General features: G+C 68.1%; 22 protein-coding genes, 1 tRNA gene and 1 pseudogene. 16 read left to right on the top strand and 8 right to left on the bottom strand.

Annotation, left to right across the window (positions count from 1 at the left end):
* Positions 1–121: 121 nt before the first annotated feature.
* From ASF18_RS10600 to aat, 6 genes are all read left to right on the top strand, one after another.
* The gene (locus tag ASF18_RS10600) at positions 122–910 is read left to right on the top strand and encodes a DsbA family protein (protein WP_056274531.1); all 789 of its coding nucleotides are present in this window, start codon (positions 122–124) and stop codon (positions 908–910) included.
* Positions 911–1,036: 126 nt separating this feature from the next.
* Entirely contained in the window at positions 1,037–1,522 is a 486-nt protein-coding gene (gene accB / locus ASF18_RS10595; RefSeq protein ID WP_056214026.1) for an acetyl-CoA carboxylase biotin carboxyl carrier protein, read from the top strand.
* Positions 1,523–1,536: 14 nt separating this feature from the next.
* A complete protein-coding gene (gene accC / locus ASF18_RS10590) occupies positions 1,537–2,901 on the top strand; it encodes an acetyl-CoA carboxylase biotin carboxylase subunit (protein WP_056213926.1) in 1,365 nt (454 codons plus the stop codon).
* A 100-nt stretch (positions 2,902–3,001) separates the two neighbouring features.
* Complete coding sequence (locus ASF18_RS10585) at positions 3,002–3,310, top strand: hypothetical protein (protein WP_056351378.1); 309 nt, start codon at positions 3,002–3,004, stop codon at positions 3,308–3,310.
* 436 nt (positions 3,311–3,746) lie between these two features.
* Positions 3,747–4,079 (top strand): hypothetical protein, encoded by a 333-nt coding sequence (locus tag ASF18_RS10580; protein ID WP_056351375.1) that lies wholly within the window; start codon positions 3,747–3,749, stop codon positions 4,077–4,079.
* Positions 4,080–4,202: 123 nt separating this feature from the next.
* Positions 4,203–4,871 (top strand): leucyl/phenylalanyl-tRNA--protein transferase, encoded by a 669-nt coding sequence (aat, locus tag ASF18_RS10575; RefSeq protein ID WP_056351372.1) that lies wholly within the window; start codon positions 4,203–4,205, stop codon positions 4,869–4,871.
* Between the two features lie 16 nt (positions 4,872–4,887).
* Here aat and ASF18_RS10570 read toward each other — a convergent pair whose 3' ends face one another.
* Entirely contained in the window at positions 4,888–5,529 is a 642-nt protein-coding gene (locus ASF18_RS10570; RefSeq protein WP_244472658.1) for a DUF2155 domain-containing protein, read from the bottom strand.
* Positions 5,530–5,670: 141 nt separating this feature from the next.
* Positions 5,671–6,087, bottom strand: a complete 417-nt coding sequence (locus ASF18_RS10565; RefSeq protein ID WP_056213944.1) for an NADH:ubiquinone oxidoreductase subunit NDUFA12 — start codon at positions 6,085–6,087, stop codon at positions 5,671–5,673.
* Between the two features lie 496 nt (positions 6,088–6,583).
* On the opposite strand from ASF18_RS10565, the gene ASF18_RS10560 reads away from it, so the two are divergent.
* The 3 genes from ASF18_RS10560 to ASF18_RS10550 all read left to right on the top strand — a co-directional run bounded on the left by ASF18_RS10560 (position 6,584) and on the right by ASF18_RS10550 (position 13,748).
* Positions 6,584–10,330: a vitamin B12-dependent ribonucleotide reductase gene (locus ASF18_RS10560; protein WP_056351367.1), complete on the top strand. Its 3,747-nt coding sequence runs from the start codon at positions 6,584–6,586 to the stop codon at positions 10,328–10,330.
* A gap of 75 nt (positions 10,331–10,405) precedes the next feature.
* Positions 10,406–11,131, top strand: a complete 726-nt coding sequence (locus tag ASF18_RS10555; RefSeq protein WP_056351364.1) for an SDR family NAD(P)-dependent oxidoreductase — start codon at positions 10,406–10,408, stop codon at positions 11,129–11,131.
* Between the two features lie 340 nt (positions 11,132–11,471).
* Entirely contained in the window at positions 11,472–13,748 is a 2,277-nt protein-coding gene (locus ASF18_RS10550; protein WP_244472657.1) for an MASE4 domain-containing protein, read from the top strand.
* Between the two features lie 16 nt (positions 13,749–13,764).
* On the opposite strand, the gene ASF18_RS10545 is transcribed toward ASF18_RS10550, so the two are convergent.
* The gene (locus ASF18_RS10545; RefSeq protein WP_056213959.1) at positions 13,765–14,991 is read right to left on the bottom strand and encodes an acyl-CoA dehydrogenase family protein; all 1,227 of its coding nucleotides are present in this window, start codon (positions 14,989–14,991) and stop codon (positions 13,765–13,767) included.
* 269 nt (positions 14,992–15,260) lie between these two features.
* Between ASF18_RS10545 and ASF18_RS10540 the strand changes: the two genes are divergently transcribed.
* Genes ASF18_RS10540 through ASF18_RS10530 form a run of 3 tightly spaced genes read left to right on the top strand, consistent with a single transcriptional unit; the run spans position 15,261 to position 19,816 of the window.
* The gene (locus tag ASF18_RS10540) at positions 15,261–17,594 is read left to right on the top strand and encodes an ATP-binding protein (RefSeq protein WP_082487388.1); all 2,334 of its coding nucleotides are present in this window, start codon (positions 15,261–15,263) and stop codon (positions 17,592–17,594) included.
* A gap of 3 nt (positions 17,595–17,597) precedes the next feature.
* A complete protein-coding gene (locus ASF18_RS10535; protein WP_056213964.1) occupies positions 17,598–18,062 on the top strand; it encodes a response regulator in 465 nt (154 codons plus the stop codon).
* Positions 18,050–19,816: a response regulator gene (locus ASF18_RS10530; RefSeq protein WP_244472668.1), complete on the top strand. Its 1,767-nt coding sequence runs from the start codon at positions 18,050–18,052 to the stop codon at positions 19,814–19,816. Before ASF18_RS10535 ends, ASF18_RS10530 begins: the two co-directional genes overlap by 13 nt.
* 24 nt (positions 19,817–19,840) lie before the next feature.
* On the opposite strand, the gene ASF18_RS23675 is transcribed toward ASF18_RS10530, so the two are convergent.
* The 3 genes from ASF18_RS23675 to glpD form a co-directional block, all read right to left on the bottom strand.
* The gene (locus ASF18_RS23675) at positions 19,841–20,116 is read right to left on the bottom strand and encodes a hypothetical protein (protein ID WP_056351359.1); all 276 of its coding nucleotides are present in this window, start codon (positions 20,114–20,116) and stop codon (positions 19,841–19,843) included.
* 291 nt (positions 20,117–20,407) lie between these two features.
* Entirely contained in the window at positions 20,408–21,913 is a 1,506-nt protein-coding gene (gene glpK / locus ASF18_RS10520) for a glycerol kinase GlpK (protein ID WP_056351355.1), read from the bottom strand.
* Between the two features lie 84 nt (positions 21,914–21,997).
* Positions 21,998–23,530, bottom strand: coding sequence for a glycerol-3-phosphate dehydrogenase (gene glpD / locus ASF18_RS10515; RefSeq protein ID WP_056351351.1), 1,533 nt, complete (start codon positions 23,528–23,530; stop codon positions 21,998–22,000).
* A gap of 125 nt (positions 23,531–23,655) precedes the next feature.
* Here glpD and ASF18_RS24395 point away from each other — a divergent pair, with 125 nt between their 5' ends.
* Positions 23,656–23,862 (top strand): hypothetical protein, encoded by a 207-nt coding sequence (locus tag ASF18_RS24395; RefSeq protein ID WP_210166756.1) that lies wholly within the window; start codon positions 23,656–23,658, stop codon positions 23,860–23,862.
* A gap of 34 nt (positions 23,863–23,896) precedes the next feature.
* Positions 23,897–24,600, top strand: a pseudogene (locus tag ASF18_RS10510) (transposase); the annotation flags it as partial.
* Positions 24,601–25,172: 572 nt separating this feature from the next.
* Here the strand turns inward: ASF18_RS10510 and ASF18_RS10505 are convergent.
* A tRNA-Arg gene (locus tag ASF18_RS10505) sits at positions 25,173–25,249 on the bottom strand.
* Positions 25,250–25,497: 248 nt separating this feature from the next.
* On the opposite strand from ASF18_RS10505, the gene ASF18_RS10500 reads away from it, so the two are divergent.
* Complete coding sequence (locus tag ASF18_RS10500) at positions 25,498–25,914, top strand: glyoxalase/bleomycin resistance/extradiol dioxygenase family protein (protein WP_056351345.1); 417 nt, start codon at positions 25,498–25,500, stop codon at positions 25,912–25,914.
* Positions 25,915–26,042: 128 nt separating this feature from the next.
* On the opposite strand, the gene ASF18_RS24125 is transcribed toward ASF18_RS10500, so the two are convergent.
* Positions 26,043–26,267 (bottom strand): hypothetical protein, encoded by a 225-nt coding sequence (locus ASF18_RS24125; RefSeq protein ID WP_156389647.1) that lies wholly within the window; start codon positions 26,265–26,267, stop codon positions 26,043–26,045.
* Between ASF18_RS24125 and ASF18_RS22990 the strand changes: the two genes are divergently transcribed.
* Positions 26,266–26,862 carry a VOC family protein gene (locus tag ASF18_RS22990; protein ID WP_348271396.1) on the top strand — a complete coding sequence of 199 codons (597 nt, stop codon included), beginning with the start codon at positions 26,266–26,268 and terminating at the stop codon, positions 26,860–26,862. The two genes, ASF18_RS24125 and ASF18_RS22990, sit on opposite strands and share 2 nt — an antisense overlap.
* Positions 26,863–26,876: the final 14 nt, after the last annotated feature.

Genomic DNA, 26,876 nt, shown 5'->3' with positions numbered 1-26,876 from the left:
CATTCGGTGATTGACCGCCCGCCGCGAAAACGCCTAACCCGGCCGCTAACCGCATGTCGCATCGACGACACGACCCCCGATGGCCGGCCTACGTCTGACCGGTCCCGCCCCGCGAGGACGTATGCCCCTCTTCCGCTCCCTGCTCTCCGCCACGATCCTGGCCGGCACCCTCGGCGCCGCGGTGGCTCAGACCACCCCGAGCCAGCCCGCCCCGGCCGCCGCCTTCACGGATGCGCAGCGCCAGGCGATCGAGGGGATCATCAAGGATTACCTCGTCAAGAACCCCGAGGTGTTGCAGGAGGCGATCGCCGAGGGCGAGCGCCGGCAGCAGGAGACCCAGAAGCTGGCCCAGTCGGCGGCCCTGAAGGAATCCCGCGAGGCTCTGGTCAACTCGCCCCACGGCGTCGTGGCGGGCAATCCCACGGGTGACGTCACGCTGGTCGAGTTCTTCGACTACAATTGCGGGTATTGCCGCAAGGCGCTCTCGGACATCCAGGCCCTGATCAAGGGGGACCCGAAGCTGCGCGTCGTCCTGAAGGACTTCCCCGTGCTCGGCGCCGAATCCCTGGAGGCCAGCAAGATCGCGCTCGCGGCCAAGCAGCAGCTCAAGGGCGACAAGATCTTCGAATTCCATACCAAGCTCCTGGAATCGAAGGGCCGGGTGAACGGCGAGCGCGCCGTGGCCGTGGCGAAGGAGATGGGCCTCGACGTCACCCGCCTGATGAAGGACGCGCAGGGCCCCGAGGTGAAGGCCGCCCTGTCCGAGAATGTCGGCCTCGGCGACAAGCTCGGCCTGTCGGGCACGCCCGCCTTCGTCATCGGCGACGAGATCATTCCCGGCGCGGTCGGCCTCGAGCCGATCCGCAAGACCATCAGCGACGTGCGCCAGTGCGGCCACGCCAGCTGCTGAGTCCTCGACGTCCAGACCCGAGTCGTCGCTGCCGGGCATGTTCCGCCCGGCCATGGCATCCGCCAGCGACCCTAGCCGCACCCTCCGCCTGACCTGAAGACGACCGAGCCGATGCCCAAGGAGCCGATGTCCAAGAACGACCCCTTCGATCCGGAGCTCGTCCGCGAGCTCGCCAAGCTCATCAACGAGACCGATCTCAGCGAGATCGAGGTCGAGAAGGGGGATCTGCGCATCCGCGTCGCCCGCCGCATCGAGGCGGTTCAGGTGCAGGTCGCGGCTCCCGCGCCGGCCCCGGTGCCCGCGATGGCCGCCGTCGCCGCGCCGCTTCCGGTCCCCGGTCCCGGGGGCGGCCTCGACCGCAAGGCCGGTGCCGGCCATCCCGGCTCGGTCCCCTCCCCCATGGTGGGTACCGCCTATCGCCGGCCCTCGCCCGAGGCGAAGCTGTTCGTCGATGTCGGCTCGAAGGTCGAGGCGGGCGACAAGCTCCTGCTCATCGAGGCGATGAAGACCTTCAACGAGATCGTTGCGCCCCGCGCCGGCACCGTCACCGCCGTCTTCGTCGAGGACGGCCAGCCCGTCGAGTTCGGCGAACCCCTCCTCGTCATCGAGTGAGCAGGGCCGCACCCATGTTCGACAAGATCCTGATTGCCAACCGGGGCGAGATCGCCCTGCGCATCCTGCGTGCGGCCAAGGAACTCGGGATCGCCACCGTGGCGGTCCACTCCACCGCCGACGCGGATGCGATGCATGTGCGCCTCGCCGACGAGAGCGTCTGCATCGGGCCGCCGGCGGCCCGCGACAGCTATCTAAACATTCCCTCGATCATCGCGGCTTGCGAGATCACCGGGGCCGACGCCGTCCACCCGGGCTACGGCTTCCTCTCCGAGAATGCGCGCTTCGCCGAGGTGCTGGCCCACCACAACATCGGCTTCATCGGCCCCAAGGCGGAGCACATCCGCATCATGGGCGACAAGATCGAGGCCAAGCGGACCGCCAAGCGCCTGGGAATCCCTTGCGTGCCCGGCTCCGAGGGCGGCGTGGAGGATCCCGAGGAAGCCAAGCGGATCGCCGCCGAGATCGGCTATCCGGTCCTGGTCAAGGCGGCTTCCGGCGGCGGTGGCCGCGGTATGAAGGTCGCGAGGTCCGAGGCCGACTTGGAGCAGGCTCTCGGCATGGCCCGCACCGAGGCCAAGGCGGCCTTCGGCGACGATGCGGTCTACCTGGAGAAATACCTGGAGAAGCCGCGACACATCGAGGTTCAGGTGCTTGGCGACGGGCGCGGCAACGCGGTTCACCTCGCCGAGCGTGACTGCTCCCTGCAGCGCCGGCACCAGAAGGTCTGGGAGGAAGGCGGCTCGCCGGCTCTCAACGCCGACATGCGCGCCGAGATCGGCGGCATCTGCGCCCGCGCGATGCAGGACCTGCAATATCTCGGCGCCGGGACGGTGGAGTTCCTCTACGAGGACGGAAAGTTCTACTTCATCGAGATGAACACCCGCATTCAGGTCGAGCATCCCGTCACAGAGATGATCACCGGAATCGACCTGGTGAACGAGCAGATCCGCGTCGCCGCCGGTCTGCCTCTGTCGATGACGCAGGACGAGATCAAGGTCGAGGGGCACGCCATCGAGTGCCGCATCAATGCCGAGCATCCGGCGACCTTCCGTCCCTCGCCGGGGCTCATCACCTATTTCCATCCGCCCGGCGGGCTCGGCGTGCGCGTGGATTCGGCCGTGTTCCAGGGCTATCGCATTCCGCCGAACTACGACTCGCTGATCGGCAAGCTGATCGTGCACGGACGCACGCGCAACGAGTGCCTCATGCGCCTGCGCCGCGCCCTCGACGAGTTCGTGGTCGACGGTGTCGACACCACCCTGCCGCTGTTCCGGACCCTAGTGCGCAATGCGGATGTCCAGAACGGGGAGTACGACATCCATTGGCTCGAGGGGTTCCTGGCCGATGGCGGCCTCGACGAACCGTCGGCGCCGTAAGCCGGGGGGAACAGCGCCGGCGCAGATTCGTTCTCCAGCATCTGCCCAGGCTTGATGGCGGGATTTGCCGCCGGGCCGCCCTGCAAGGAATACCCACCGCGTGCTCCTGACCATCCCGCTTCTCGCCGGCCTCCTTCTCGCCGGTCCCGCCCTCGCCCAATCGCCCTCCGGCAACGTCGGCCAGCCCGAGCGGGCGGTACCGCAGGCTGGTGGAACCACCCGCGGACCGATCGACAACCCCTCGACCCGCGACATGGCGCCGGTCCCGGGCGCAGCGACGGCCCCGGCCGGCGAACGCGGCATGAGCGCCGGCGCGGGCGCGGTCGATTCGGCCAAGGGCGGCAATGCCAACGACACCAACCGCGGCGTACCGAACACAGGTACGACGTCCGGCGGCCCCGCCCGCTGATCGGACAACCCGTCGCGGCGGGTCTGCCCTGATTGTTCGATCCCGAGCCGGCCCCGAAACGGGCCGGCTTTTTCGTGCCGGTCCGGTCCCCTGGCGGGTCATCGACCACCCATGTGCGTTCACGCACAACCAAATTGCGCGTGAACGAGATTCAAGCTGATCCGGATCATCTCTTTCAGGCTGGGCTGCCTTCGCGGATGGGCTCAATCTGAGCCGTTGCGACGACGTTCGCTTGTTCCCTGGGAATGATCTCAACACTTTCCAGTCCCGTCGCCTGCGACCGATTGCCAGCGAAGGAAGTGCCGGAACGCTTTGATCCGTCACGACTTCCTCCCCCAGATCAGTCAGGCGGAGCCGGAGCGGGCCTTTCGAGCCCCGAAGCGACCTGCTCCGCCGGAGACCGAATTCCTAACGACCGACTTCCCGAAAGATTCCGATGCGCACCTTCAGCCTGACCTTCGTCGCCGCCTCCCTGATCGCCTCTGCCGCCCTGGCGCAGTCTCCGTCCGGCAATGTCGGCCAGCCCGAGCGGGCCGTTCCGCAGGCCGGCAACACCACCCGTGGCCCGATCGACAATCCGTCGGCCTACGGCGCCTACCGCAACGCCGATGGCCGCGTCGACATGGACGTGACCGGTTCGGTGGTCGAGGCGCCCTACGCCACCAACCGCGAGGCGATCTTCGAGGATTCCGCGAAGGGCGGGAACGCCGAGCAGCCGAATCGGATCGTGCCGAATCTCGGCACTACCTCGGGCGGCCCGAACTTCTGAGCATTCCCGCCGTCTGGCATGCGAGGGCGGAACCGGGAGGTTCCGCCCTTTTTCGTGAATCGGGCACCCCGTGCGGCGAGCCTCCCTCTGGCCTTCCACGTGGCACCGCTTCAAACTCCGCTCATGTATGATGGCGACCGCGTCGAGATCACGCCCGAGATCCTGTTGAAGGCGTATGCGGCCGGCATCTTTCCCATGGCGGAGGATGCCGACGATCCGGCCATCTACTGGGTTGAACCACGGGCGCGCGGCGTCCTGCCCCTCGACGCCTTCCATGTCGCCAAGCGTCTCGCGCGAACCGTGCGGTCGGACGTGTTCGAGGTTCGAACCGATCAGGATTTTGATGCGGTCATCGCCGGCTGCGCCGCGCCGCGAGGTGACGCCCAGCGAACCTGGATCAATGGCCGGATCCGCGAGCTCTACGGTGCCCTTTTCGAGGCTGGGCATGCCCACACGGTCGAGGTGTTCCTCGACGGCCAGCGGGTCGGCGGCCTCTACGGCGTCTCCCTCGGAGCCGCCTTCTTCGGGGAGAGCATGTTCCACACCGTCCGCGACGCCTCGAAGGTCGCCCTGGTGCATCTCGTGGCCCGTCTGCGTGCGGGCGGCTACCGCCTCGCCGACACGCAGTTCGTGACCGATCACTTGATGCAGTTCGGCGCGGAGGAACTCCCGCGCCACATCTACAAGCGGCGCTTGGCCGAGGCGATCGACCAGCGGGCAGACTGGTCTGTCTGGCCCGGGGACGGATCGGTGCGCGGGCAACAGGTTTTGGACGCGTTAGCCCTCGACTGACGCGCGTCGGTGCATCTTAGCGGAACAGGGCGTCGAACAGCGACTGCGGCTGCTGCGGCGGCGGCGCCGGGGCCGGCCCCTCGTTCGACGGGAAGAACTTGCGCGAGGGCTTCTGCCTGGGCTGGACCGGCACCCCGCGCGGCGCTTCCACATCCACCTGGCCGTTCGGATTCACCTGCTGGGCGGTCCGGGTGGCATCCTGGCCGCTCTTCGGACGCCGGGTCTTCTCCGGCTTCGAGGCCATGGCGGGCACATCTTCCTGCTCGCGCGCCTCGGCGATCACGTCGGAGCCGCCCTTACAATCGACGAGCCAGACATCGTAGATCGGATGCTCGATGGCGTGCAGGCCGGGGCTCGACGCGAACATCCAGCCGGTGAAGATGCGGCGATACTTGTTGTCGAGGGTAACCTCGTCGACCTCAAGGAAGCCCGTGGTCTTCGGGCTCTCGGTCGGCGGGCGGCTGTAGCAGACCCGCGGCGTCAGCTGCAGGGCGCCGAACTGCACGGTCTCGTCCACCGCCACTTCGAAGGAAACGATGCGCCCGGTGATCTTGTCGAGGCCCGAGAACACCGCGGTGGGGTTCTTGATCTTGTCGGCGGCGGCCGGGAGGCCGGAGAGGCCGATCGCGACCGACGCGAGGAGGAGGCGCTTGACCACGGAGCGAGACGATCCTGCTGTGCTGCGGCTCACGGACGACCCTCCTCGCTGGCGCCCCGGGCGGGCGCGACGATGCGAGGTCTTCTTAAGCGCGCGAAGATTGGTGGAAAAAGGGCCGGCCCCTGACCGGAGGGCCTGCCCTCAGTTGCCCGGGCTCCAGGGCACGTAGTCGCCGGTGGCGGCGGGGCGCTGGCCGACATTCAACTGCGAGCCGCGCGGGCGGTAGGCGCCGCTGGTGCCGGTCAGGTTCTCCACGTAGGGCTTCTGCCAGGCCCGCGGCGTGTAATCCTGTTCGCTCGGGGGCACGTCGCCGTTGTGACAGAGCCAAGCGCGCCAGCCCGGGGGCACCTTCGAGGCGTCGGCATATCCGTTATAGACCACCCAGCGCCGCTCGGTGCCGACGGAACGGTCGATCAGCGGCCCCTGCGCCCGGTAGTAGACGTTGCCGAGATCGTCCGCGCCGACGCGCTGACCGCTGCGCGCCGTGTAGAGCGCGAGCGACATCGTCTGACCGTTCCACCAGGTGAAGATCCGCAGGAGCGTGTCCTTGAGAGCCATCGCGTTCGCCTGAATGGGGCACCCGCGCCCCGCCATCGTGTTCCGGCGCGGACTATGGTGAGGCGCATGCGTGAAGTCCAGTCGCGCGGCGGCGCCCGCGAGGCGAAGGGACTGAGCCCGATGCGGCGGAAATCTCACACCCGGTGCCGTTAACCCTGCGGGCACCACCGGCGAGGGTGGCACCACCTGTGGGTGGAAAATTTTTCGCCTCCGAATCCATCAAGCGAAAAGGGCACTTACGGAACGGGTCGCGATATCCACAGGAATAAGACGTCACCCACTACATGTAGCCCGGAACAGGCAGCCGGCACACTAGTTATTGACGTGAGGCCCCGGGCTGGCATACCTTCGGATCGTCGCCGAGGCTGTCGCGTCACCGGCGGACCACCGAATTTTCGAGACCCATTCCGGCGCTTCGCGGCGTTCGCGGACGCTTGGCTTCATCATTCTTCGACACGGCGCCGCACTTCTTCAGGCGGCTCGGGAGACAGGTTCCATGCGGTTCGAACGGCGCCATACCACGGCCGGACAATCCCCTTACGCGACGATTCCCTTTCGCAAGACCCTGAGCGAGATCCGCAACCCGGACGGTTCCACGGTCTTCCGCCTCGACGGGATCGAGGTGCCGGAGAGCTGGTCCCAGGTGGCCAGCGACGTCCTCGCGCAGAAGTACTTCCGCAAGGCCGGCGTACCGGCGGCCCTGAAGAAGGTTGAGGAGAACGACGTGCCGTCGTTCCTGTGGCGTTCGGAGCCGGATCTCGTCGCGCTGGCCGAGCTGCCCGAGGCCGAGCGCTACGTCTCCGAGATCTCGTCGACGCAGGTCTTCGACCGTCTCGCCGGCTGCTGGACCTACTGGGGCTGGAAGGGCGGCTACTTCACGTCCGAGGCGGACGCCTCGGCCTTCCTCGACGAGCTGCGCTTCATGCTCGCCCGCCAGATGGTGGCGCCGAACTCGCCGCAATGGTTCAATACCGGCCTCCACTGGGCCTACGGCATCGATGGCCCGGCGCAGGGGCACTACTACGTCGATTACCGCACCGGTGAACTGACGAAGTCCGCCTCGTCCTACGAGCACCCGCAGCCGCATGCCTGCTTCATCCAGGGCGTGCAGGACGACCTCGTCAACGAGGGCGGCATCATGGACCTCTGGGTCCGCGAGGCGCGCCTGTTCAAGTACGGCTCGGGCACCGGCTCGAACTTCTCGCTGCTGCGCGGCGAGAACGAGAAGCTCGGCGGCGGCGGCAAGTCCTCCGGCCTGATGTCCTTCCTCAAGATCGGCGACCGGGCCGCAGGCGCCATCAAGTCGGGTGGCACCACCCGGCGCGCGGCCAAGATGGTCATCGTCGACATCGACCATCCGGATATCGAGCAGTACATCGACTGGAAGGTGAAGGAGGAGCAGAAGGTCGCTGCCCTCGTCACCGGCTCCAAGATCGTCTCCAAGCACCTGAGCGCGGTGATGAAGGCCTGCACCCAGTGCGAGGCGGAGGGAGATGCCTGCTTCGACCCCGAGCGCAATCCCGTCCTGAAGAAGGCCGTCAAGGCCGCCCGCAAGGACGCGGTACCGGATTCCTACACGAAGCGCGTGATCCAGTTCGCCCGCCAGGGCTTCACCAAGATCGACTTCCCCGTCTACGACACCGACTGGGATTCGGAAGCCTACCTCACCGTCGCCGGCCAGAACTCCAACAACTCGGTCTCCCTCACCGACGACTTCCTGCGCGCGGTCGAGTCCGATGCCGACTGGAACCTCACCGCGCGCACCACCGGCAAGACCACGAAGACCGTGAAGGCCCGCGACCTTTGGGAAAAGATCGGTCAGGCCGCCTGGGCCTCGGCCGATCCGGGCCTGCACTTCAACACGACGATGAACGACTGGCACACCTGCCCGGCGGGCGGCCGGATCCGGGCGTCGAATCCGTGCTCCGAATACATGTTCCTCGACGACACCGCCTGCAACCTGGCCTCGGCCAACCTGCTGACGATGTACGACCGCGCCACGAACCACTTCGACGTTGCCACCTTCGAGCATCTTAACCGCCTCTGGACGGTCGTGCTCGAGATCTCGGTGATGATGGCGCAGTTCCCCTCGAAGGAGATCGCAGAGCTCTCGTACCGCTACCGCACCCTCGGTCTGGGCTACGCCAATATCGGCGGCCTGCTGATGAGCATGGGCCTGCCCTACGACTCCGAGAAGGGTCGTGCGCTGGCCGGCGCCCTCACGGCGATCATGACCGGCGTGGCCTACGCCACCTCCGCCGAGATGGCCGGCGAACTCGGGGCCTTCCCGGCCTACGAGGAGAACGCGGATGCCATGCTCAAGGTGATCCGCAACCACCGTCGCGCCGCCCACGGCGAGGCGGAGGGCTACGAGTTCCTCTCGATCGCCCCGGTGCCCCTCGATCTGGCCAACGTGCCCCAGGCCGACATCGCCGAGCGGGCGAAGCACGCCTGGGACCGCGCCCTGGCGCTGGGCGAGGAGCACGGCTACCGCAACGCCCAGGCGACCGTCATCGCGCCCACCGGCACGATCGGCCTCGTGATGGATTGCGACACCACCGGCATCGAGCCGGACTTCGCCCTGGTGAAGTTCAAGAAGCTCGCTGGCGGCGGCTACTTCAAGATCATCAACCGCGCGGTGCCGGATGCCCTGCGCACCCTCGGCTACCGGGAATCCGAGATCGCCGAGATCGAGGCCTACGCGGTCGGCCACGGCTCGATGGGCCAGGCGCCGGCGATCAACCCCGGGTCGCTCCGCGCCAAGGGCTTCACCGACGACAAGCTCGCGGCGGTGGAGGCGGGCCTGAAGTCGGCCTTCGACATCAAGTTCGTGTTCAACCGCTGGACCCTGGGCGACGACTTCCTGAAGGACGTGCTCAAGGTTCCGGCCGAGAAGCTTGCCGATCCGACCTTCGAGATCCTGCCCTTCCTGGGCTATTCGAAGAAGGACATCGAAGCGGCCAACACCCACATCTGCGGTGCGATGACCCTGGAGGGTGCCCCCTTCCTCAAGCCGGAACACTACGCGGTGTTCGATTGCGCCAACCCGTGCGGCCGCATCGGCAAGCGCTACCTCTCGGTGGAGAGCCACATCCGCATGATGGCGGCGGCGCAGCCCTTCATCTCGGGCGCCATCTCCAAGACCATCAACATGCCCAACGACGCGACGGTCGAGGATTGCAAGAACGCCTACAAGCTGTCCTGGACCCTGGCCCTCAAGGCCAACGCCCTCTACCGCGACGGCTCGAAGCTCTCGCAGCCCCTGAACTCGGCCCTGATCGCCGACGAGGACGACGACGCCGAGGACTTGGTCGAGGCGCTGATCGCGGCCCCGGCCGCCGCCAAGGCCGCGCAGGTCGCGGAGAAGATCGTCGAGCGGGTGATCGAGCGCGTCGAGCGCATCCGCTCCCGCGAGAAGATGCCCCATCGTCGCAAGGGCTACACCCAGAAGGCGGTCGTGGGCGGGCACAAGGTCTACCTGCGGACCGGCGAGTACGATGACGGTCGCCTCGGCGAGATCTTCATCGACATGCACAAGGAAGGCGCCACCTTCCGCAGCCTGATGAACAACTTCGCCATCGCGATCTCGCTTGGGCTCCAGTACGGCGTGCCGCTGGAGGAATACGTCGAGGCCTTCACTTTCACCCGCTTCGAACCCGCGGGCTTCGTGCAAGGCAACGACGCGATCAAGAACGCGACTTCGCTCCTCGACTACGTCTTCCGCGAGCTCGCCGTGTCCTACCTCGGCCGCGCGGATCTGGCCCACGTCAACCCGTCCGAGATCGGAGGCACGGTGATCGGCGGCGGGGAGACCGACACCACCCGCGAGCCCGGCCGGACGGAAGCCACCGCCTCCAGCGTCGTCTCCCGCGGCCTCCTGCGTGGCTCGGCCGACCGGCTCACCCTGATCCAGGGCGGACCGGCCGGCGGCACCATCGGTGTCGGCGCGGCGACCTCCGGCCAGACCACCCCCGCCGGCGGCGTGGTCCATGCGCTGCGCGGTGCCACGGCTTTGAAGGCCGAGCCGGTCCAGGCCGGCCAGGCCGAGGCCCTGGTCAATGCCTTGCCCTTCGCCAAGCCCGACCCGATCAAGCCCGAGCGCACGGTCTCCGATCGCCGCGCCGAGGCGAAGATGAAGGGCTACGTCGGCGAAGCCTGCCCGGAATGCGCGAACTTCACGCTCGTCCGGAACGGCACCTGCCTGAAGTGCGACACCTGCGGCTCGACGACCGGCTGCTCGTAAGTCTCGGGAACCTTCGGAACGGCCGCGCGATCCCCATCGCGCGGCCGTTTCGCGTGACGGGAACGGAACCCATCCATGTCTGCCTCGCCGCCCAGCGCCGTGGTGATCGGCGCCTCCGGCGGGATCGGCCGGGCCCTCGTCGCCGGCCTCGTGGGCCGGGGGACCTACGGATCGGTCTTTGCCCTCTCGCGGTCGGGGACCGTCGAGGCTGGGCCCGTGGCGGTGGGACCGATCGACCTGACCGATGAGGCGTCCGTCCGTATCGCGGCCGAGCGCGTCGGGCGTCACGGTCCGGTGGGCCTCGTCCTCGTGGCCACGGGCCTCCTGCACGGCCCGGGCGTCGCGCCCGAGAAGGCGATCCGGACCCTGGATCCGGCGGGCATGGCCGCGGTCTTCGCGGTGAACGCGATCGGTCCGGCCCTGGCGGCCAAGCACTTCCTGCCCCTGATGCCGCGCGCCGGGCGCAGCGTCTTCGCCGCGCTGTCGGCGCGGGTCGGCTCGATCTCCGACAATCGTCTCGGTGGCTGGTACGCCTACCGCGCGTCGAAGGCGGCCCTGAATCAGATCCTGCGCACCCTTGCGATCGAGGCACGCCGCACCCACCCCGATGCGATCGTGGCGGGCCTGCATCCCGGCACCGTGACCACGGCCCTGTCCGAACCCTTCCGACCGGACCCCAACACCCCCGGTCTGTTCACCCCCGAGACGAGCGCGGCGCACCTGCTGCGGGTGATCGAGGGGCTCGGGCCGGAGGATACGGGCGGGGTCTTTGCCTGGGATGGACGCCGCGTTCCCGACTGATCCGGTTCCGGGCGTCGCATGGGGACCGGAAGGACCGATGTCGCTCCCCGGCAACGGCGCGAACGATACGGACGAGGCAGGAACGTCCGATGTCGGACGAACGATGTCGCCCCGGCGAGGATGGTGCTAGACCGAAGCAGGTCCTGTCGGCCGGGCGATCCGCCGTCGGCGCGCGGCCGGGAGCCACATCGTGCCGGACTGCGCTGGCCCTCCAGGCCTCTCGACCTTGGCGGATGCCGGGACGACCCCCTCGCAAAGGCGATTCGCTGTTGCGGTCGCCGCCGCCTTCGGGCTTCTGACGCTCGCCCTCCTGCCCATCGTGGCGGAGCCGATGAGCGCGATGCCGGGATTCGTCCCGAGCTACCAAGCCGCGCTGATCACGGTCTACGCGGTCACAACCTGCCTTTTCTTCGCGCAATACCGGCGCACCCGGTCGGTGCCGCTGCTGGTTCTCGCCGCCGGCAGCCTGTTCACGACACTCATCGTCGCGGTTCAACTCCTCAGCTTCCCGGGCCTGTTCGGACCGGGGCGGATCATCGGCTCGGGGCCGGGCACCACGACCTGGCTCTGGACCCTGTGGCATGTGGGGCCGCCGCTCTTCGCCCTGCCCTACGCGATCATGGAGGGCGACCGGCGCCCGCGCCTCGTGCCGCGCGCCCGGGTCGGGGCCGTCGGCGGCCTCACCGCCCTGGCCGTCGCAGCCGCCGCCGGTGGGCTGAGCTGGATCGTCGTCGCCTACGTCGACTATCTGCCCCGCAGCGTCGAGGGCGACAATTACTGGCTGCTGACCACGTCGGGAGTCGGTCCGGCCGTGGTGCTCCTCACGGTGGCGGCCCTTGCGACCCTGTGCTGGCGCACGCGCCTGCGCACCGTGCTGCAGCTCTGGCTCGCGGTTTCGCTGCTGCTCCTCGTCTTCGACAACCTCATCACCCTGCCGGGCGCCGCCCGAGGTACGGTGGGCTGGTTCGCCGGGCGGCTGGAGGCCCTGGCGGCCGGCATCGTCGTCCTGGCCGTCTACCTGCGCGAGGTCGACGTCCTCTACGGCGCCGCGGAGGCAGCCGCCGTCCAGAGCGAGCGCCAGCGGGCCGAGCTCGAGATTGCCCGCGACAACGTCGCGATCGCCCTCGAGGCCGCGGATATGGGCAACTGGACCCTCGACCTCCGGACCGGGGCCTCCGTTCGCACGCTGCGGCACGACCGCATCTTCGGCTACGACAGCCTGCTTCCGCGCTGGGGCCTCGCCGACTTCCTGGGGCATGTGGTCGTTGACGACCGGGCGCTGGCGGAAGCCGCCATGGCGCGGGCGCAGGTGGAGAACACCCTCTGTTTCCAGTGTCGCATCACCCGGGCCGGGGACGGTGCCGAGCGCTGGATCGACGTGCGCGGCCGGCTCTATCGGGACCCGGATGGAACCCCCGCCAGCATGGCCGGCGTGGTCATCGACACCACCGATCGGCACGAGGCCGAGCAGCGCCTCAGCCAGGCGCAGAAGATGGAGGCGATCGGCCAGCTCACGGGTGGCGTCGCCCACGACTTTAACAACCTCCTCACGGTCATCGTCGGAAACCTCGACATGATCGTGCGCCGGCCCGACAACGCCCAGCGGGTCGAGCGGCTGGCGACCTCGGCGATGACGGCGGCCCGGCGCGGAGCCGAGGTCACCGAGAAGCTCCTGTCGTTCTCGCGCCGGCAGGTCCTGCGACCCGAGACCGTCAATCCCAACCACCTCATCAAGGACTTCCAGGGCCTGCTGCAGCGCGCGGTCGGCGAGACCGTCGACATCGTCCTCGACCTCGACGCGGCCCTCGATCCCGTCCGCCTCGATCCCGGGCAGTTCGAGAGCGCCATCCTGAACCTCGCGGTGAATGCCCGCGACGCCATGTCGAGTGGCGGCACCCTGACGATCCGGACCGAGAACCTGTCCCTCACCCCGGAGCGCCGGGCGGCTTGGCCCGATCTGTCCCCCGGCGATTACGTCCGCGTCACGGTCACGGATACCGGCCTCGGCATGGATGCGGCCACGGCCGCCCGAGCCTTCGAGCCGTTCTTCACCACCAAGGATGTCGGGAAAGGCACCGGGCTCGGTCTGAGCCAGGTCTACGGCTTCGCGCGCCAGGGCGGCGGGCAGGTCCGGGTCGCGAGTGCGCCGGGCCAGGGCACCAGCATCACCATCGACCTGCCGCGCTCGGCCGAGCCGGTCGTGCAAGCCGCCCGGACGGACGGGCTCCTGCCGCTGCGTCGGGCCGCGGAGGGCGAGGTCGTCCTGGTGGTGGAGGACGAGGCCGCGGTGCTGGAGATGGCGGTGGAGAGCCTGTCGGAACTCGGCTACCGCACCCTCACGGCCACCCATGCGGCCGAGGCGTTGGAACGCCTGAAAGGACCGGAGCGCATCGACATCCTCTTCTCCGACGTGGTCATGCCCGGCGGGATGAACGGCGTCGAGCTTGCGACCCATGCCCGCGCCCTGCGCGCCGGCCTGCGGGTGCTGCTGGCCTCGGGCTATACCGGCTCCGCCCTCGGCGAACAGGGGGTCCCCGTCGACCTGCCGCTCCTGAGCAAGCCCTACCGCCGCGAGGATCTCGCCGACAAGCTGCGGCTGGTCATGGGCGGGCGCTGAGAGCAACCGGGACCCGTCAGGGTTTCGGCAGCATCCGGTCGCTGATGATCCGGCGCTGGATCTCGCTCGTCCCTTCGAAGATCGTCGTCAGACGCGCGTCGCGCCAGTAGCGCTCCACCCGGCGTTCGGTGGTGTAGCCGTTCCCGCCATGGAGCTGCATCGCCTGGTTGGTGACCCGCACCGCCATTTCCGTGGCGACGAGCTTGACCATCGCCGACTCGCTCTCGGCCGGCTCGCCGGCATCGAGCAGGTGGGCCACCTGGTTCCAGAAGGCGCGCGCCTGCGCGACGTCGGCCGCCATGTCGGCCAGGGCGAAGCGCAGCGCCTGGAAATCGCCGATCGGGTGCCCGAACTGCTCGCGCTCCTGCAGGTAGGCCTGGCAATCCTCCAGGGCCGCCCGGGCCACCCCGACCGCGCGCGCCGCCGTGTGCACCCGTGCGATGTTGAGCCCCCGCTGGACCGAAGCGAAGCCCCCGGAATCCGCGTCGGCGCCCTGGTCGCCGTAGAGCCCGGTGAGGCGATCGGTCTCCGGCACCCGCACGCCGTCGAGGTCCAGTTCGAAGGTGAGGAAGCCGTGATAGCCGATCTTGTCGATGACCCGGCCGGTCATGCCGGGCGGAAAGGTACCGGGCTCCTTCACGACGAGGAAGGGTTCGAGCCCCGCCGAGCGTGGCTCGCCGGGCTCGGGATCGCGGGTCCGGGCCAAGACCTCGACGAAGTCCGCGGCCTTGGCGAAGCCCGCCCAGCGCTTGGTTCCGGTCAACACCCAGGTGTCGCCCTCGCGTACCGCCCGGGTCTGCACGCCGGCGAGGTCCGAGCCGGCGGTGGGCTCCGAGAGGGCGATGCCGCCGATCCATTGTCCCTTCGCCGACTTCTCCAGAAGGGCCTTTCGCCGCTCTGGATCGAGGGTCTGGGTGCCGAGACCCTGGCCCCGCGCCAGGATGCTGCCCACCGAGAGCCAGGCCCGGGCGAGTTCCTCGGAGACGAGGCAGTACTCGAACACGCCGTGGCCGAGGCCGCCCTGCTCGGCCGGGATCGTGATGCCGAACCAGCCCTTGGCGGCCATTTGATCGATGAGGCTTCGCGGCATCTCCGCCTTCTGCGGATCGAGCGCGTCGGCGAGCGGCATCACGACGTCCCGGGCGAAATCGCGTGCCTCGGCCTGCAGCCTGGCCCGCGCCTCGGTCCGCCAGGGGCTCAGGAGCTCTGGCGGCGTCGGTTCCATGCGCTCGCGCTTCGCCATAGCGTCCCCCCCTTATCGTCGATCCCGCCGCGTTGGACGGAGTCGATCCTCTGCGGAAGCTAGAGCGGTTCGCAGGGATGTCGACCGGAGATTGCGGGGCTGGCGGGCGCGACGGGGTACGGGAGTTCTCGCGGTCTGTTGTGGCTGCCGCGCGCCGGGTCGCGTTGCGCCGCCCGCGCGATCCGCGTAACCAACCGCGAGAGGACGCGCATGACGGGGACGGTCGGGGGGGAGCGGAGGCTTTGACGGTGGATTCGCGGGGGTTGGACATGGGTTTGCCGCCCGCCGAAGCTCTGACCGTCTGCGACCGTGAGCCGATCCACCGCCTCGGGACGCTCCAACCGCACGGCTTCCTCCTCGCCCTCCGGGCGACGGACGGCCGGATCGTCCAGGCGAGTGCCAACGTCCCCGGGGGTGTCGAGGCCTGCCTCGGCCAACCCTGCGATGCGGTCTTTCCGGAACTCGCCGGCCTCCTGCTGGAGGGAGCGGCGGAATCCGAGCGCGACGGCGCCCAATACCTGCGCACCGTGACCCTGGCCACCCCCGAGGGGGCCCTCGCCTACGACCTCGCGATCCATCGCTCGGCCGGGCTCATCCTTCTGGAATTCGAAGCGGTCGCGAGCGTCTTCGCATCCGACCACAGCCTCGACGCGCTCTACCCGCGCCTGAGCCGCTTCGTGGAGGGGCTGCACGACGCCGCCTCCGTCGCCGCGCTGTGTCACCTCGTGGCCGTCGACATCCGCCACATCACCGGCTTCGACCGTACCCTCGTCTATCGGTTCGACCGGGACTGGCACGGTACCGTCATCGCCGAGGATGGCAACGGCGCCTTGCCCTCCTACCTCGACCTCCGCTTTCCCGCGTCCGACATCCCTGCCCAGGCCCGGGAGCTTTACCGGCGCAACCGCCTGCGGATCATCCCCGATGCCGGGTACCGGCCGGTCCCCATCCTGCGGGAGGCCGGCGAGGACGCGGAGCCCCTCGACCTCAGCCAGTCGATTCTGCGCAGCGTTTCGCCGGTGCATGTCGAGTACATGCGCAACATGGGCACGATGGCGTCGATGTCGGTGTCGATCCTGGTCGACGGCGTCCTCTGGGGCCTGATTTCCTGCCACAATGCCGAGCCCCGCCGCGTGCCGCTCCAGGCCCGCAACGCCTGCGACTTCCTCACCCGCATCTTCGCGCTTCAGCTCGCCGCCAAGGAGCGTGGCGCGGAGGCCGAACAGCGCCTGCGCCTGGGGGCGATCCAGTCGCGGCTCCTCGGCTTCATGGCGGAGGAGGAAAACTTCCTCGACGGCTTGCTGAAGCATTCCGACGACGTCCTGGCCCTCGCCGGAGCATCAGGCGCGGCCGTGATCACCTCGGACACCTGCCGGCTCCTCGGCGCGACGCCGCGGGAATCCGAAGTGCGGGCAATCTACCAATGGCTCTCCAGCGGACCCGGCGGTGCCGACCTCGTCGCCACGGATGCGCTGAGTGAAGTCTATCCGCCGGCACGCGCCTTCGCCGAACGGGCGAGCGGCCTCTTGGCGATCTCGATCTCGCAGAAATATGCCAGCTACGTACTCTGGTTCCGACCCGAGGTGGTGCGCACGGTGAAGTGGGGCGGCGACCCGACCAAGGCCGCCGTGCCCGATCCGGCCGGCGGCCTTGAACGATTGCACCCTCGGCAATCCTTCGCCATCTGGAAGGAGACATTGCAGAACCGCGCCCTCCCCTGGATGCGGGCTGAGATCGAATCGGTGAAGGACCTGAGGGCCTCCGTGCTCGGGATCGTTCTGCGGCGGGCCGAGGAGCTCGCCTCCCTGAGCGAGGAATTGCAGCGCTCCAACAAGGAACTGGAAGCCTTCTCCTACTCGGTCAGCCACGACCTCCGCGCGCCCTTCCGGCATATCGTCGGGTACTCGGAGCTGTTGCGATCGCGCGAAGGCAGCCTCTTATCCGAGAAGGGGCGGCACTACATCAACACGATCATCGAGGCGGCCTTCTCGGCGGGTACTCTGGTCGACAACCTGCTGCGCTTCTCGCAGATGGGCCGCAACGCCCTGAACCCGGTCGCCGGCGATCTCAACGCGCTGGTCGAGGAGGTCCGTCGCTCTGTGCTTCGTGACGTCTCCTCGGAGCGGACGATCCACTGGACCATCGGGCAGCTCGGACGGGTCAACGCCGATCCGGTGATGCTGCGCCTCGTCATCGAAAATCTGCTCTCGAACGCCGTCAAGTACACCCGTGGTCGGACGGATGCGACGATCGAGATCGGTCGTCTCGATGGTCGGAGCCCCGACACCGGACAGGGGGACGACGGAGCGGAGCAGGCCGTCTTCTTCGTGCGCGACAACGGCGTCGGATTCGACATGGCCTATGTCGACAAGCTGTTCGGGGTGTTCCAGCGCCTGCACCGGGTAGAGGAATTCGAGGGAACCGGCATCGGACTTGCGAATGTGCGGCGCATCGTCGAGCGCCATGGCGGTCGCACCTGGGCCGAAGGAGCCGTGGGACACGGCGCAACCTTCTACTTCACGCTGCCGACACCGAGGGCGGTGCCCAATCCGAATGCCGCGAACCGAGCCCGATCGTCGCGGAACCCCAGGGAAGCGCGCTGATCCATGCCCGATCTGAAGCCGATCCTCCTCGTCGAGGACAATCCGAACGACATCGAACTCACCCTTGCCGCCCTGGAGAAGAGCCAACTCGCCAATGAGATCGTGATTTGTCGCGACGGTGCGGAGGCACTCGACTTCCTCTATCGCCGCGGCGACTTCGCGGGCCGGGATACGCGCGACCCGGCCGTCGTCCTCCTCGACCTCAAGCTGCCCAAGGTCGACGGCCTGGAGGTCCTCGCGCAGGTCAAGGGCGATGTCCGGACCCGCGCGATTCCGGTCGTGATGCTGACCTCCTCGCGGGAGGAGACCGACCTCGTGCGGTCCTACGACCTCGGCGTGAACGCTTTCGTGGTCAAGCCCGTTGGGTTCACGGAATTCTTCGAGGCGATCCAGGATCTCGGCGTGTTCTGGGCGGTCCTGAACGAGCCGCCCCCGCATCGGGGAGGAGGTTGGCCATCGAACACGTGACTCAGCCCGATCAGGCGACGCAGGATGATGTCGGTCCGGCAATCCTGAGAATCCTCCTTCTCGAAGACAGCGACCTCGATACGGAACTCCTCGGTGCGGTGCTCGACGATCTCGGGCGTCCGTATACGATCGACCGGGTGATGACCGCGCCGGACTTCACCGCTGCAGCTGCGTCCTGCGGGCATCACCTCATCCTCGCCGACTACGTTCTGCCGACCTTCGACGGCCTCAGCGCCCTGGCGATTGCTCGCACCCATTGTCCGGGTACGCCCTTCGTCTTCGTCTCGGGCACCCTCGGCGAGGATGTCGCGGTGGAAGCCCTGAAGCGGGGTGCCACCGACTACGTGACCAAGCAGCGCCTCGACCGCCTGCCCCGGACCATCCTGCGCGCCCTCGCCGAGGCGCGCGCCCATGCCGAGCGCGAGCGCGCAGTCCAGGATCTGCGGGACCTCAACGCGACCCTGGAGGCCCGTGTGAAAACGCGCACGAGCGACCTCGCTGCCGCCAATGCCGAGCTGCACCGCCAGATTGCCGAGCGCGAGCGGGTCGAGGAGGCTCTCCGCCAGGCGCAGCGCCTGGAAGCCGTGGGCCAACTCACCAGCGGCGTCGCCCACGATTTCAACAATCTGCTGACGGTGATCTCCGGCAACATCGAGTTCTTGGAGCGTGCCATCCCCGACGAGCGGTCGCAGCGCCGCCTTCAGATGATGCGTGGTGCCGCCGACCGCGGAGCACGCCTGACGGCGCAACTCCTCGCCTTCTCCCGTCGTCAGCGCCTGGAGCCGACGCCGGTGGAGCTGAACCAGACCGTCTCGTCCATGCGCGACCTCCTGCAGAGCTCGATCGGCGGTGCGGTGCGCATCGAGATGACGCTGCAATCCGATCTCTGGTCAGCCCTTGTCGATGCGACGCAGATCGAGCTCGTGATCCTGAACCTCGCGATCAACGCGCGCGACGCCATGGCCGTGGGGGGGTGCCTCACCATCGAGACCGCGAACGTCACCCTGACGCGGACCCCTGCCCATGCGGAGGAGCCGGTGCCCGGCGAGTACGTGATGCTCGCGGTGAGCGACACCGGTACCGGGATTGCGCCCGAGGTCCTGGCCCGTGTGTTCGAGCCGTTCTTCACCACGAAGGCGGTCGATAAGGGGTCTGGCCTCGGCCTCGCACAGGTCTATGGCTTCGTGAAGCAGTCCGGCGGCGGTGTTCGCATCGACACCCGCGTGGGCGAAGGCACCTCGGTGCGGATCTACCTTCCGCGGGCGGAGGCCACCTCCCCGGTCCGCGAGGCATTCCGGCCTGTTATCGACTGCGCCGAGCAGCGTCGGGCGGGCGATCGGCCGGTGGTCCTCGTGGTGGACGACGATAGTGCGGTGCGCGAGATCACCACCTCGATCCTGTCCGAGAACGGCTATCGCATCCGCGAGGCGGGCTCTGGCCTTGCCGCTCTCTCCGCTCTCGAATCCGACGCCTGTGTCGACCTGATCATTCTGGACTTCGCCATGCCGGGCATGAACGGGGCCGAGGCCGCGTGCCAGATCCGCCTTCGCTGGCCGCATCTTCCCGTGATGTTCGTCACCGGATACGCCGACACCGCGGCGCTGATGCAGGCGGGCGAGGTCGGAGCCGAGCGCATCGTCCAGAAGCCGTTCCAGCGCGGAGAACTGGCGCGCAAGGCCACCGCCATCCTCGCCGAGGCGTCCGTCGGCCCGGCCGGCTTGCGCCTCGTCGTCGGCCAGCGCCACACCGCCTGAGCTTGTTGCGGATCGGCCAAGCTCTCATTCGACGGCCGAGAGGGTTGATCGGAGATCGATCCACCGCATCCAGCCGTGACGATCGTTGCCGGCAAGCGTCGATCGGCCTTGTCCGACGGCCATGTCCGCAGGCCCTGCGTGCCCCGCCAAGTCGAAGGAGAAATCCGAACGGATGACGCGCGGTACGTCGGCGGCGACCGCTGCATCGAGCCGCCGACCCCGTGCTTCGAAGATGACAGGGTCCACCCCGCTCAGGGCCGTGACGACGCAGGCGGCCCCATTACGGACGTTCGTGAGCACCGGAGGCGATCGCCGCCGCGATCGTGACCGCGGGGTCGGTGTGCGCGTCGGGTTTGCCCGTCGCAGCGGCGACGAAGATCCCGGCCAGGACGGCGAAGGCCCAGCCAGCGGTGGTCGCGATTCAGCCTGCGCCTTCCGCCTTCGAGCCGCGCAAGAAGGGCCCCGGCCACACCCCTCTGCCGAGGATGATCAGCACCATCGTGCCGAGAAGCTCCCCCAGGAGTGGCGACGTCATGGCAAGTCCGCTGACGTCGTCTTGTGTTTCCGAGGTGGTCGATGCCGGGGTGAACGTCAGTCGTCCTGCCTGTCCCAGTTGAAGGCGCGCTTCACCGCCCGGCCCCAGGCCGCGGTGATGCGCTGGCGCTGCGTCGCGTCCATATTTGGCTCCCAGCGCCGGTCGATTCCCCAGTTGCGCACGAGGTCGTCCGTGCTCTTCCAGTATCCGGTCGCGAGGCCCGCAGCGTAGGCGGCTCCCAGCGCTGTGGTCTCCGTCACCTTCGGCCGCACGACCGGAACGTTGAGGATATCGGCCTGAAACTGCATGAGGGTCACGTTGGCGACCATGCCGCCGTCCGAGCGCAGCTCGCGCACCGGGATGCCGGAATCCTTCTCCATCGCTTCCAGGACCTCGTGGGTCTGGAACGCCGTAGCCTCCAAGCAGGCTCGGGCGATGTGGCCGCGATTGGCGTAGCGGGTCAGGCCGATGATCAGGCCGCGGGCACCCTCGTTCCAGTGCGGCGCGTAGAGCCCAGAGAAGGCGGGCACGAAGTACACACCGCCATTGTCTTCCACGGTGGTGGCCAGGCGCTCGACCTCGGCGCTGTCCTGGATCATGTGCAGGTTGTCGCGCAGCCACTGCACCAGCGCGCCCGTGATGGCGATGGAACCTTCCAGCGCGTAGACCGCGGGCGCGCCGTCGAGCTTGTAGCCCAGCGTCGTCACGAGGCCACAGGTCGAGGGCACCGGCGTCTCGCCGGTGTTCATCAAGGCGAAACAGCCGGTGCCGTAGGTGTTCTTCGCTTCGCCTGGCCGAAAGCAGGTCTGGCCGAACAGGGCGGCCTGCTGGTCTCCGAGGATCCCGGCGATCGGCACCCCGGCGAAGGGCAGGCGTGTCTCTCCGTAGACTTGGGACGAAGAGACGATCCCCGGCAGCATCGCGCGGGGAATTCCGAACATGGCAAGCATGCCATCGTCCCAGGCCAGGGTCTCGAGGGACATGAGTTGGGTGCGGCTGGCATTGGTCACGTCGGTGACGTGGAGGCCGCCGTCCGGGCCGCCGGTGAGATTCCAGACGAGCCAGCTGTCGATATTTCCGAATAGGACGTCGCCAGCTTCCGCCTTCTCTCGCGCGCCGTCGACATGGTCGAGGAGCCAGCGCAGTTTCAAGCCCGAGAAGTAGCTCGCCAGGGGCAGGCCTGTGAGCGCCCGGAAGCGATCGCGGCCGCCGTGGCGAGCAAACTCGGTCACGAGGCGATCGTTGCGGGTATCCTGCCAGACCAGCGCATTGTGAAGCGGAGTACCCGTGCGCCGGTCCCAGATCAGCGTAGTCTCACGCTGGTTCGTGATGCCGATCGAGAGCAGGTCCTTCGGCGTCAGTCCGGCCCCGTCGAGGGCATCCTGCATGACGGCCTGCGTATTGCGCCAGATCTCTATCGGATCGTGCTCGACGTGGCCGGGCCGCGGATAGATCTGCGCATGTTCCCGCTGCCTGCAGGCGGTGATGTGCCCTTCGCGATCGAAGACGATGAAGCGGCTGCTGGTGGTGCCCTGGTCGATGGCGCCGACATACTGAGACATGGTCGTCTTCCTCCCTTGGGAGCGGCGTCGAAGATGTCCGGGCCGGTCTTCGTGCCGGCTTTGGCGTTTCGGAAGGCGTTGGCGTCAGGCGGCTTCGGCCTTCCGCGCGATATAGGCGGCGAGGCGCGCGGCACTTTTCGGACTCGTGCGCAGGCCGAGCTTCGAGCGGCGCCAAAGGATGTCCTCGGCGGTCCGCACCCATTCGGCGCGAACGAGATAGTCGACCTCGACAGCCGTCAGGCCGCCGTCGAAGGCGTCGCCGAGATCCGCAAGAGTGCGGGCGCCCTTCACGATGGTTCGCGCTTCGGTCCCATAGGCTCGGGCGAGGCGCCGCGCGGTCTCGGACGGGAGGAAAGGAGCCTCTCGGCGGAACTGCTCCAGAAATGTTTCGAAATTCGCCGCCGGCATCGCGCCGCCGGGCAGGACTGCAGTGCCGGTCCAGGCTTTCTTGAGCCCCGGGAAATGTGGCGCGATCTTCTCCATCGCGTGCTCGGCGAGGCGACGGTAGGTCGTGATCTTGCCGCCGAAGACCGAGAGTGCTGGAGCCCGCCCACCGCCATCCTCGAGGTCGAGCACGTAGTCTCGGGTGACCGCCGAGGCGTCGGCTGCCGCGTCATCGTAGAGCGGGCGCACCCCGGAGTAGCTCCAGACCACATCCTTCGGGTCGATCGACCAGGCGAAGGAGCGATTGATGCAATCGCAGAGATAGCGCGTCTCCTCCGCCGAGATCGTCGCCGGGCCGGGCTCGTTCTCGTAAGGCACGTCGGTGGTACCGATCAGGGTGAAGTCGTGCTCGTACGGAATCGCGAAGATGATGCGCTTGTCGGGCTGCTGCAGGATATAGGCCTGGTCGCCTTCGTAGAGCTTCGGCACGACGATGTGGCTGCCCTTGATCAGGCGGACTGCCGCGTGGCTGTTGATCCCGAGGGTGGTGCCCAGCGTCTCGCTCACCCAAGGTCCGGCCGCATTGATGATGGCCTTCGCGCGAACGGTCTCGGACTGCCCGGTGCCGACGTCGCGGAGGGTTGCGGTCCAGGACCCATCGATGCGGCGGGCCGATTCGACGCCGGTCCGTGTTCGGATTTCGGCGCCCCGCGACCTGGCATCCATCGCGTTGAGGACGACGAGCCGACTGTCCTCCACCCAGCAATCCGAATAGACGAAGCCCTTCGAGAGCCGACCCTGTAGAGGCGCGCCCATCGGCGATGTTCGCAAGCGAACCATCTCCGAGCGCGGGAGCGTGCGCAGGCGCGCGAGATGATCGTAGAGGAAGAGGCCGATCCGCAGCATCCAGGCCGGGCGGAGTCCATCGTCGTGCGGGAGCACGAAGCGGAGCGGCCAGATGATGTGCGGTGCCAGACGCAGCAGGCGTTCCCGCTCGGCGAGCGCCTCGCGCACCAGGCGGAACTCGTAATATTCCAGGTAGCGCAGGCCGCCATGGATCAGCTTCGTGCTCGATGACGAGGTGAATTCGGCGAGGTCCCCACGCTCGCAGAGCAGGACCGAGAGGCCTCGTCCGGCCGCGTCGCGAGCGATCCCCGTGCCGTTGATGCCTCCGCCGATGACGAGCAGATCGTAGGGGGCTCCCTCGGCCCGACGGATCCCTCCTGACGTCATGAGTCTCCTCCAGGTCTCGTCGTATGCCGACGCCAGGAGGATTTCCCTTTGTCGAGGAATAGTCGCAAGCGAAAATGAGGGCTTTGCGAGACGCCTCCCGATCCGGTCAATGCGAGCTTCACCCCGTGCCGTTCCATCAGGGCGACGATTTCTGGCGGCGGCGGCGGCTGGTTCGTGAAGAGCGTGTCGATCTGCGCCAGGCGTCCCACCTCGACCATCGGCCGGCACGTGAACTTGGTGTGATCGGCCACCAGGAAGGTCCGGCGGGCGTGCAGGAGGATGGTCTTAGCAGGGTGTTGAAGAAGTCCGTGGCGTGCCAGGGGTTGGCATGATTCACTGCTCCCTTGCAGTAAGCGGGGTAGGCAGATGCGGGGTTCGGATCGGCGTTCGGGAGCGTTGTTCTCGTATGTGGCCCTTGGGGCTCGGGTCCGGTCCGATCATCCTCTGCGAGCCATCCGACACTGACGGACGAGGCGCTGGCGGCCCTGAGCGGGTCGTTCTCGGCGCTCTATGCGGCCCGGATGGGTCATCCGTCGATCCCGCCCGAGATGCTGCTGCGGGCCATGCTCCTGCAGATGTTCTACTCGATCCGCTCTGAGCGGCAACTGATGGGGCGGCTGGCGTTCGACCTGTTGTTCTGCTGGTTCGTCGGGCTGGGCATCGACGATCAGGCCTGGGACCATTCGAGCTTCACCCGGAACCGGGACCGGCTGCTGGCCGGTGGGATCGCGGCCCAGTTCCTGGCCGCCGTGCTGGCCCAGCCCCGGGTCAGGCGGCTTCCGTCCAGCGATCACTTCAGCGTCGACGGGACGCTGATCGAGGCCTGGGCGTCGATTCATATGCTTCAAGCCAAGAATCAGGGCGGCAACGATCAAGGGAAAGATCCGCCGCCGTCCGCCGGCGGGCGCAACGTCGAGGTCGACTTCAGGGGTCAGACGCGCTCGAACGAGACCCACGCGAGCACCACGGACCGAGAAGCCCGCCTCTACCGTAAAAGTTCGGGAATGGAAGCCAAGCTCTGCTTCATCGGTCACACCCTGATGGAGAACCGCTGGGGCCTGATCGTAGATAACCTCGCCGCATGTCCAGCTGGTTCGGTCCTGGCTGATCCTTTCAATCAGCCCGGTCCAAAGCCAGCCGGTCAGGTCATGATGTCGCCGGGGCGCTTGAGATTCATCAGGTTTTTGGCATCCTTGATGCCAGCCGGTGCGTTGGCGACGCGGACCTTGACCATCTTGACGCATGCCTCGAGGGCGGTCTGGCCAAACTCGTCGTTGTCGAACCAGAGGATGATCTCCTCGAACCGGTCGAGGCAAAGGTAGTCGGCCTTGAGCTTCCCGGCGGCCCCCTTGGAACCCCCGTCGACCGACTCTACAGCGAATTGCCGCAGGCGAAGCAGTGCGTGTGGCTATCGGCAGTCGTTGCCCTCGGGGAAGCTGGTGTCGCGTGGGGCATGGGGTCTCCATGTCCGGCGAGCCCTCGGCTCCGCTCCGGCTTTTGGTGGGACTGCGTGGGACTTGGCGTAGGATAACTTGACGGGAGACCCGGAGAATGGCCGGCGATAGGTCGCAAATGTTCTCGCCGGGAGGCGCCAGAAGAAGGCGCCCCCGGGAGTTGCCATCTTGGTTTTCTGAGAAGAACCTGGCGACCCCGGTTGGGCTCGAACCAACGACCTGCCGCTTAGAAGGCGGCTGCTCTATCCAGCTGAGCTACGGAGTCGGGGGTGCCGTCGCCCGTAAAAGGCATGGGTCCCGCCCGGGGTCAAGCCTTTCGGTCGCGGGGGCGAGGCCCCGGCTTCCGGCGCACGGGAAGGGTCGACGTGTACCGCGCCGGGTCGGTCGTTTCGAGGCTTCGCGCGGGCGGCCGCTTGAAAAAGTCCGGCCGGTCCTGTGGGATGCCGATCCATCGTCGAGGGCGGCCCCGCCGGGAGCGGACGCGCGTCGGCGGCCGGCGCGGAGAGCATCCCGATGAGCAGCGCGAATCAACCCGAAGGACCGGCCCCTGTAAAGGGGGGCCTCGTGGCCTACCTGACCGTGGCGGGCGCGATGAAGGCGGCGGAGTTCTACGTCGGGGCCTTTGGGGCGGAGATCGCTGCCGCGTTGCCCGTCGACGACCAGGGACGGACGATGCACGTGCATCTCTACGTCAACGGGGCGTCGCTGATGCTGAGCGACGCGTTTCCCGAGTACGGGCACGCGCTCCAGCCGCCGCAGGCCTTCTCCCTGATGCTGATGGTCGACGACATCGACGCGCGCTACGCCCATGCCGTCGCGGCCGGCGCGACCGCCGTGACGCCGCCGGCCGACATGTTCTGGGGGGATCGCTACGGCCAGCTGCGCGACCCCTTCGGGGTGCTCTGGGCGATGAACCAGCCGAAGCGCTGACCCTCTCTCGCCCGCCGTCCTCTGTCGCTGCTGGACCGAGCGGGACGCGATCGGGCGCTGGTTTGCCCGCAAGGCGTTTGTGGCGGCGGCGGAGACCGACCTGGGGCCGGGCGGCGCGACTGGATTCGTCATGCGGGGCCCGGACGGCGCGAGATTCCCAGCGCGGGCTTCAACCTTGAACCGATGAAGAACCCCCGGATCGTCTCCACGAACGCCTCTGTCCCGGCCCGGGACCCCTCGGCCAAACCGCTCTCCACCGGCCTCGTCACCTTCGCGCCGGAGGGCGAGGCCACCCGCCACATCACGCGGCTGCGGCACTGGTCGGCGGAGGACTGCGCGGCCCAGGTGGCCATGGGCTTCCCAAACGAATGGGGCCGCGCTCGCCGCAAACCTCTGATGCGGCCTTCACCCTGGCCGCCCTCAGGACCAACGCGGGGGAATGCGGTCATCTCCGAGAAGAGCGTCAAGGTCAGCGCGCCAATCTGCACGAACCTCCGGTCCACGTGCAATGCAGAAGAGGCGATCCGCCACGACGTCTCGCGGTTGCCGGACTCCCGCCCCGATCACCTCCCGCGGGCCCGCGGCCCCTGGCCCGGCGGCACGCCCGGCGACGTGATCCCGATCCGCTTCACCCTCGGCGGGCAGAGCTTCCAGGCCCTGAACGGCGACGTGGCGGCCGATGACGGCACGGCCGCCTCGATCAGGGTTGCCTTCGTGGATCGGGCGGCGTCGAACGGCTCCGGAGGGGGCGCCGGGCGGAGGGCGGTTCCCATATCCCGTGGGGCTGGCTGCGCGACCGCTGGGGTGTGCCCTGGCCGATCGTTCCGGCGATCCCGCCTTGGCCGGTCGGGTCTTCACCGCCATGCAGTCCCTGGTGAAGCGCGACGTCGCCGCCCTCCAGCACGCGGCAGAAGGAACGGATTAAAACCGGGGGCGCCGCAAAAATGACGGAATCCTCGCGG

Source organism: Methylobacterium sp. Leaf89 (genome assembly GCF_001422215.1).
GTDB lineage: Bacteria > Pseudomonadota > Alphaproteobacteria > Rhizobiales > Beijerinckiaceae > Methylobacterium.
This window is presented reverse-complemented; position numbering and strand designations above follow the sequence as displayed.

Coding starts and splice junctions, on each gene's coding strand:
- ASF18_RS10600 (WP_056274531.1), top strand. CDS start 122: ATGCCCCTCTTCCGCTCCCTGCTCTCCGCCACGATCCTGGCCGGCACC.
- accB (WP_056214026.1), top strand. CDS start 1,037: ATGTCCAAGAACGACCCCTTCGATCCGGAGCTCGTCCGCGAGCTCGCC.
- accC (WP_056213926.1), top strand. CDS start 1,537: ATGTTCGACAAGATCCTGATTGCCAACCGGGGCGAGATCGCCCTGCGC.
- ASF18_RS10580 (WP_056351375.1), top strand. CDS start 3,747: ATGCGCACCTTCAGCCTGACCTTCGTCGCCGCCTCCCTGATCGCCTCT.
- aat (WP_056351372.1), top strand. CDS start 4,203: ATGTATGATGGCGACCGCGTCGAGATCACGCCCGAGATCCTGTTGAAG.
- ASF18_RS10565 (WP_056213944.1), bottom strand. CDS start 6,087: ATGGCTCTCAAGGACACGCTCCTGCGGATCTTCACCTGGTGGAACGGT.
- ASF18_RS10560 (WP_056351367.1), top strand. CDS start 6,584: ATGCGGTTCGAACGGCGCCATACCACGGCCGGACAATCCCCTTACGCG.
- ASF18_RS10555 (WP_056351364.1), top strand. CDS start 10,406: ATGTCTGCCTCGCCGCCCAGCGCCGTGGTGATCGGCGCCTCCGGCGGG.
- ASF18_RS10550 (WP_244472657.1), top strand. CDS start 11,472: ATGCCGGGATTCGTCCCGAGCTACCAAGCCGCGCTGATCACGGTCTAC.
- ASF18_RS10545 (WP_056213959.1), bottom strand. CDS start 14,991: ATGGCGAAGCGCGAGCGCATGGAACCGACGCCGCCAGAGCTCCTGAGC.
- ASF18_RS10540 (WP_082487388.1), top strand. CDS start 15,261: ATGGGTTTGCCGCCCGCCGAAGCTCTGACCGTCTGCGACCGTGAGCCG.
- ASF18_RS10535 (WP_056213964.1), top strand. CDS start 17,598: ATGCCCGATCTGAAGCCGATCCTCCTCGTCGAGGACAATCCGAACGAC.
- glpK (WP_056351355.1), bottom strand. CDS start 21,913: ATGTCTCAGTATGTCGGCGCCATCGACCAGGGCACCACCAGCAGCCGC.
- glpD (WP_056351351.1), bottom strand. CDS start 23,530: ATGACGTCAGGAGGGATCCGTCGGGCCGAGGGAGCCCCCTACGATCTG.
- ASF18_RS10500 (WP_056351345.1), top strand. CDS start 25,498: ATGAGCAGCGCGAATCAACCCGAAGGACCGGCCCCTGTAAAGGGGGGC.
- ASF18_RS22990 (WP_348271396.1), top strand. CDS start 26,266: ATGGGCTTCCCAAACGAATGGGGCCGCGCTCGCCGCAAACCTCTGATG.
- ASF18_RS24125 (WP_156389647.1), bottom strand. CDS start 26,267: ATGGCCACCTGGGCCGCGCAGTCCTCCGCCGACCAGTGCCGCAGCCGC.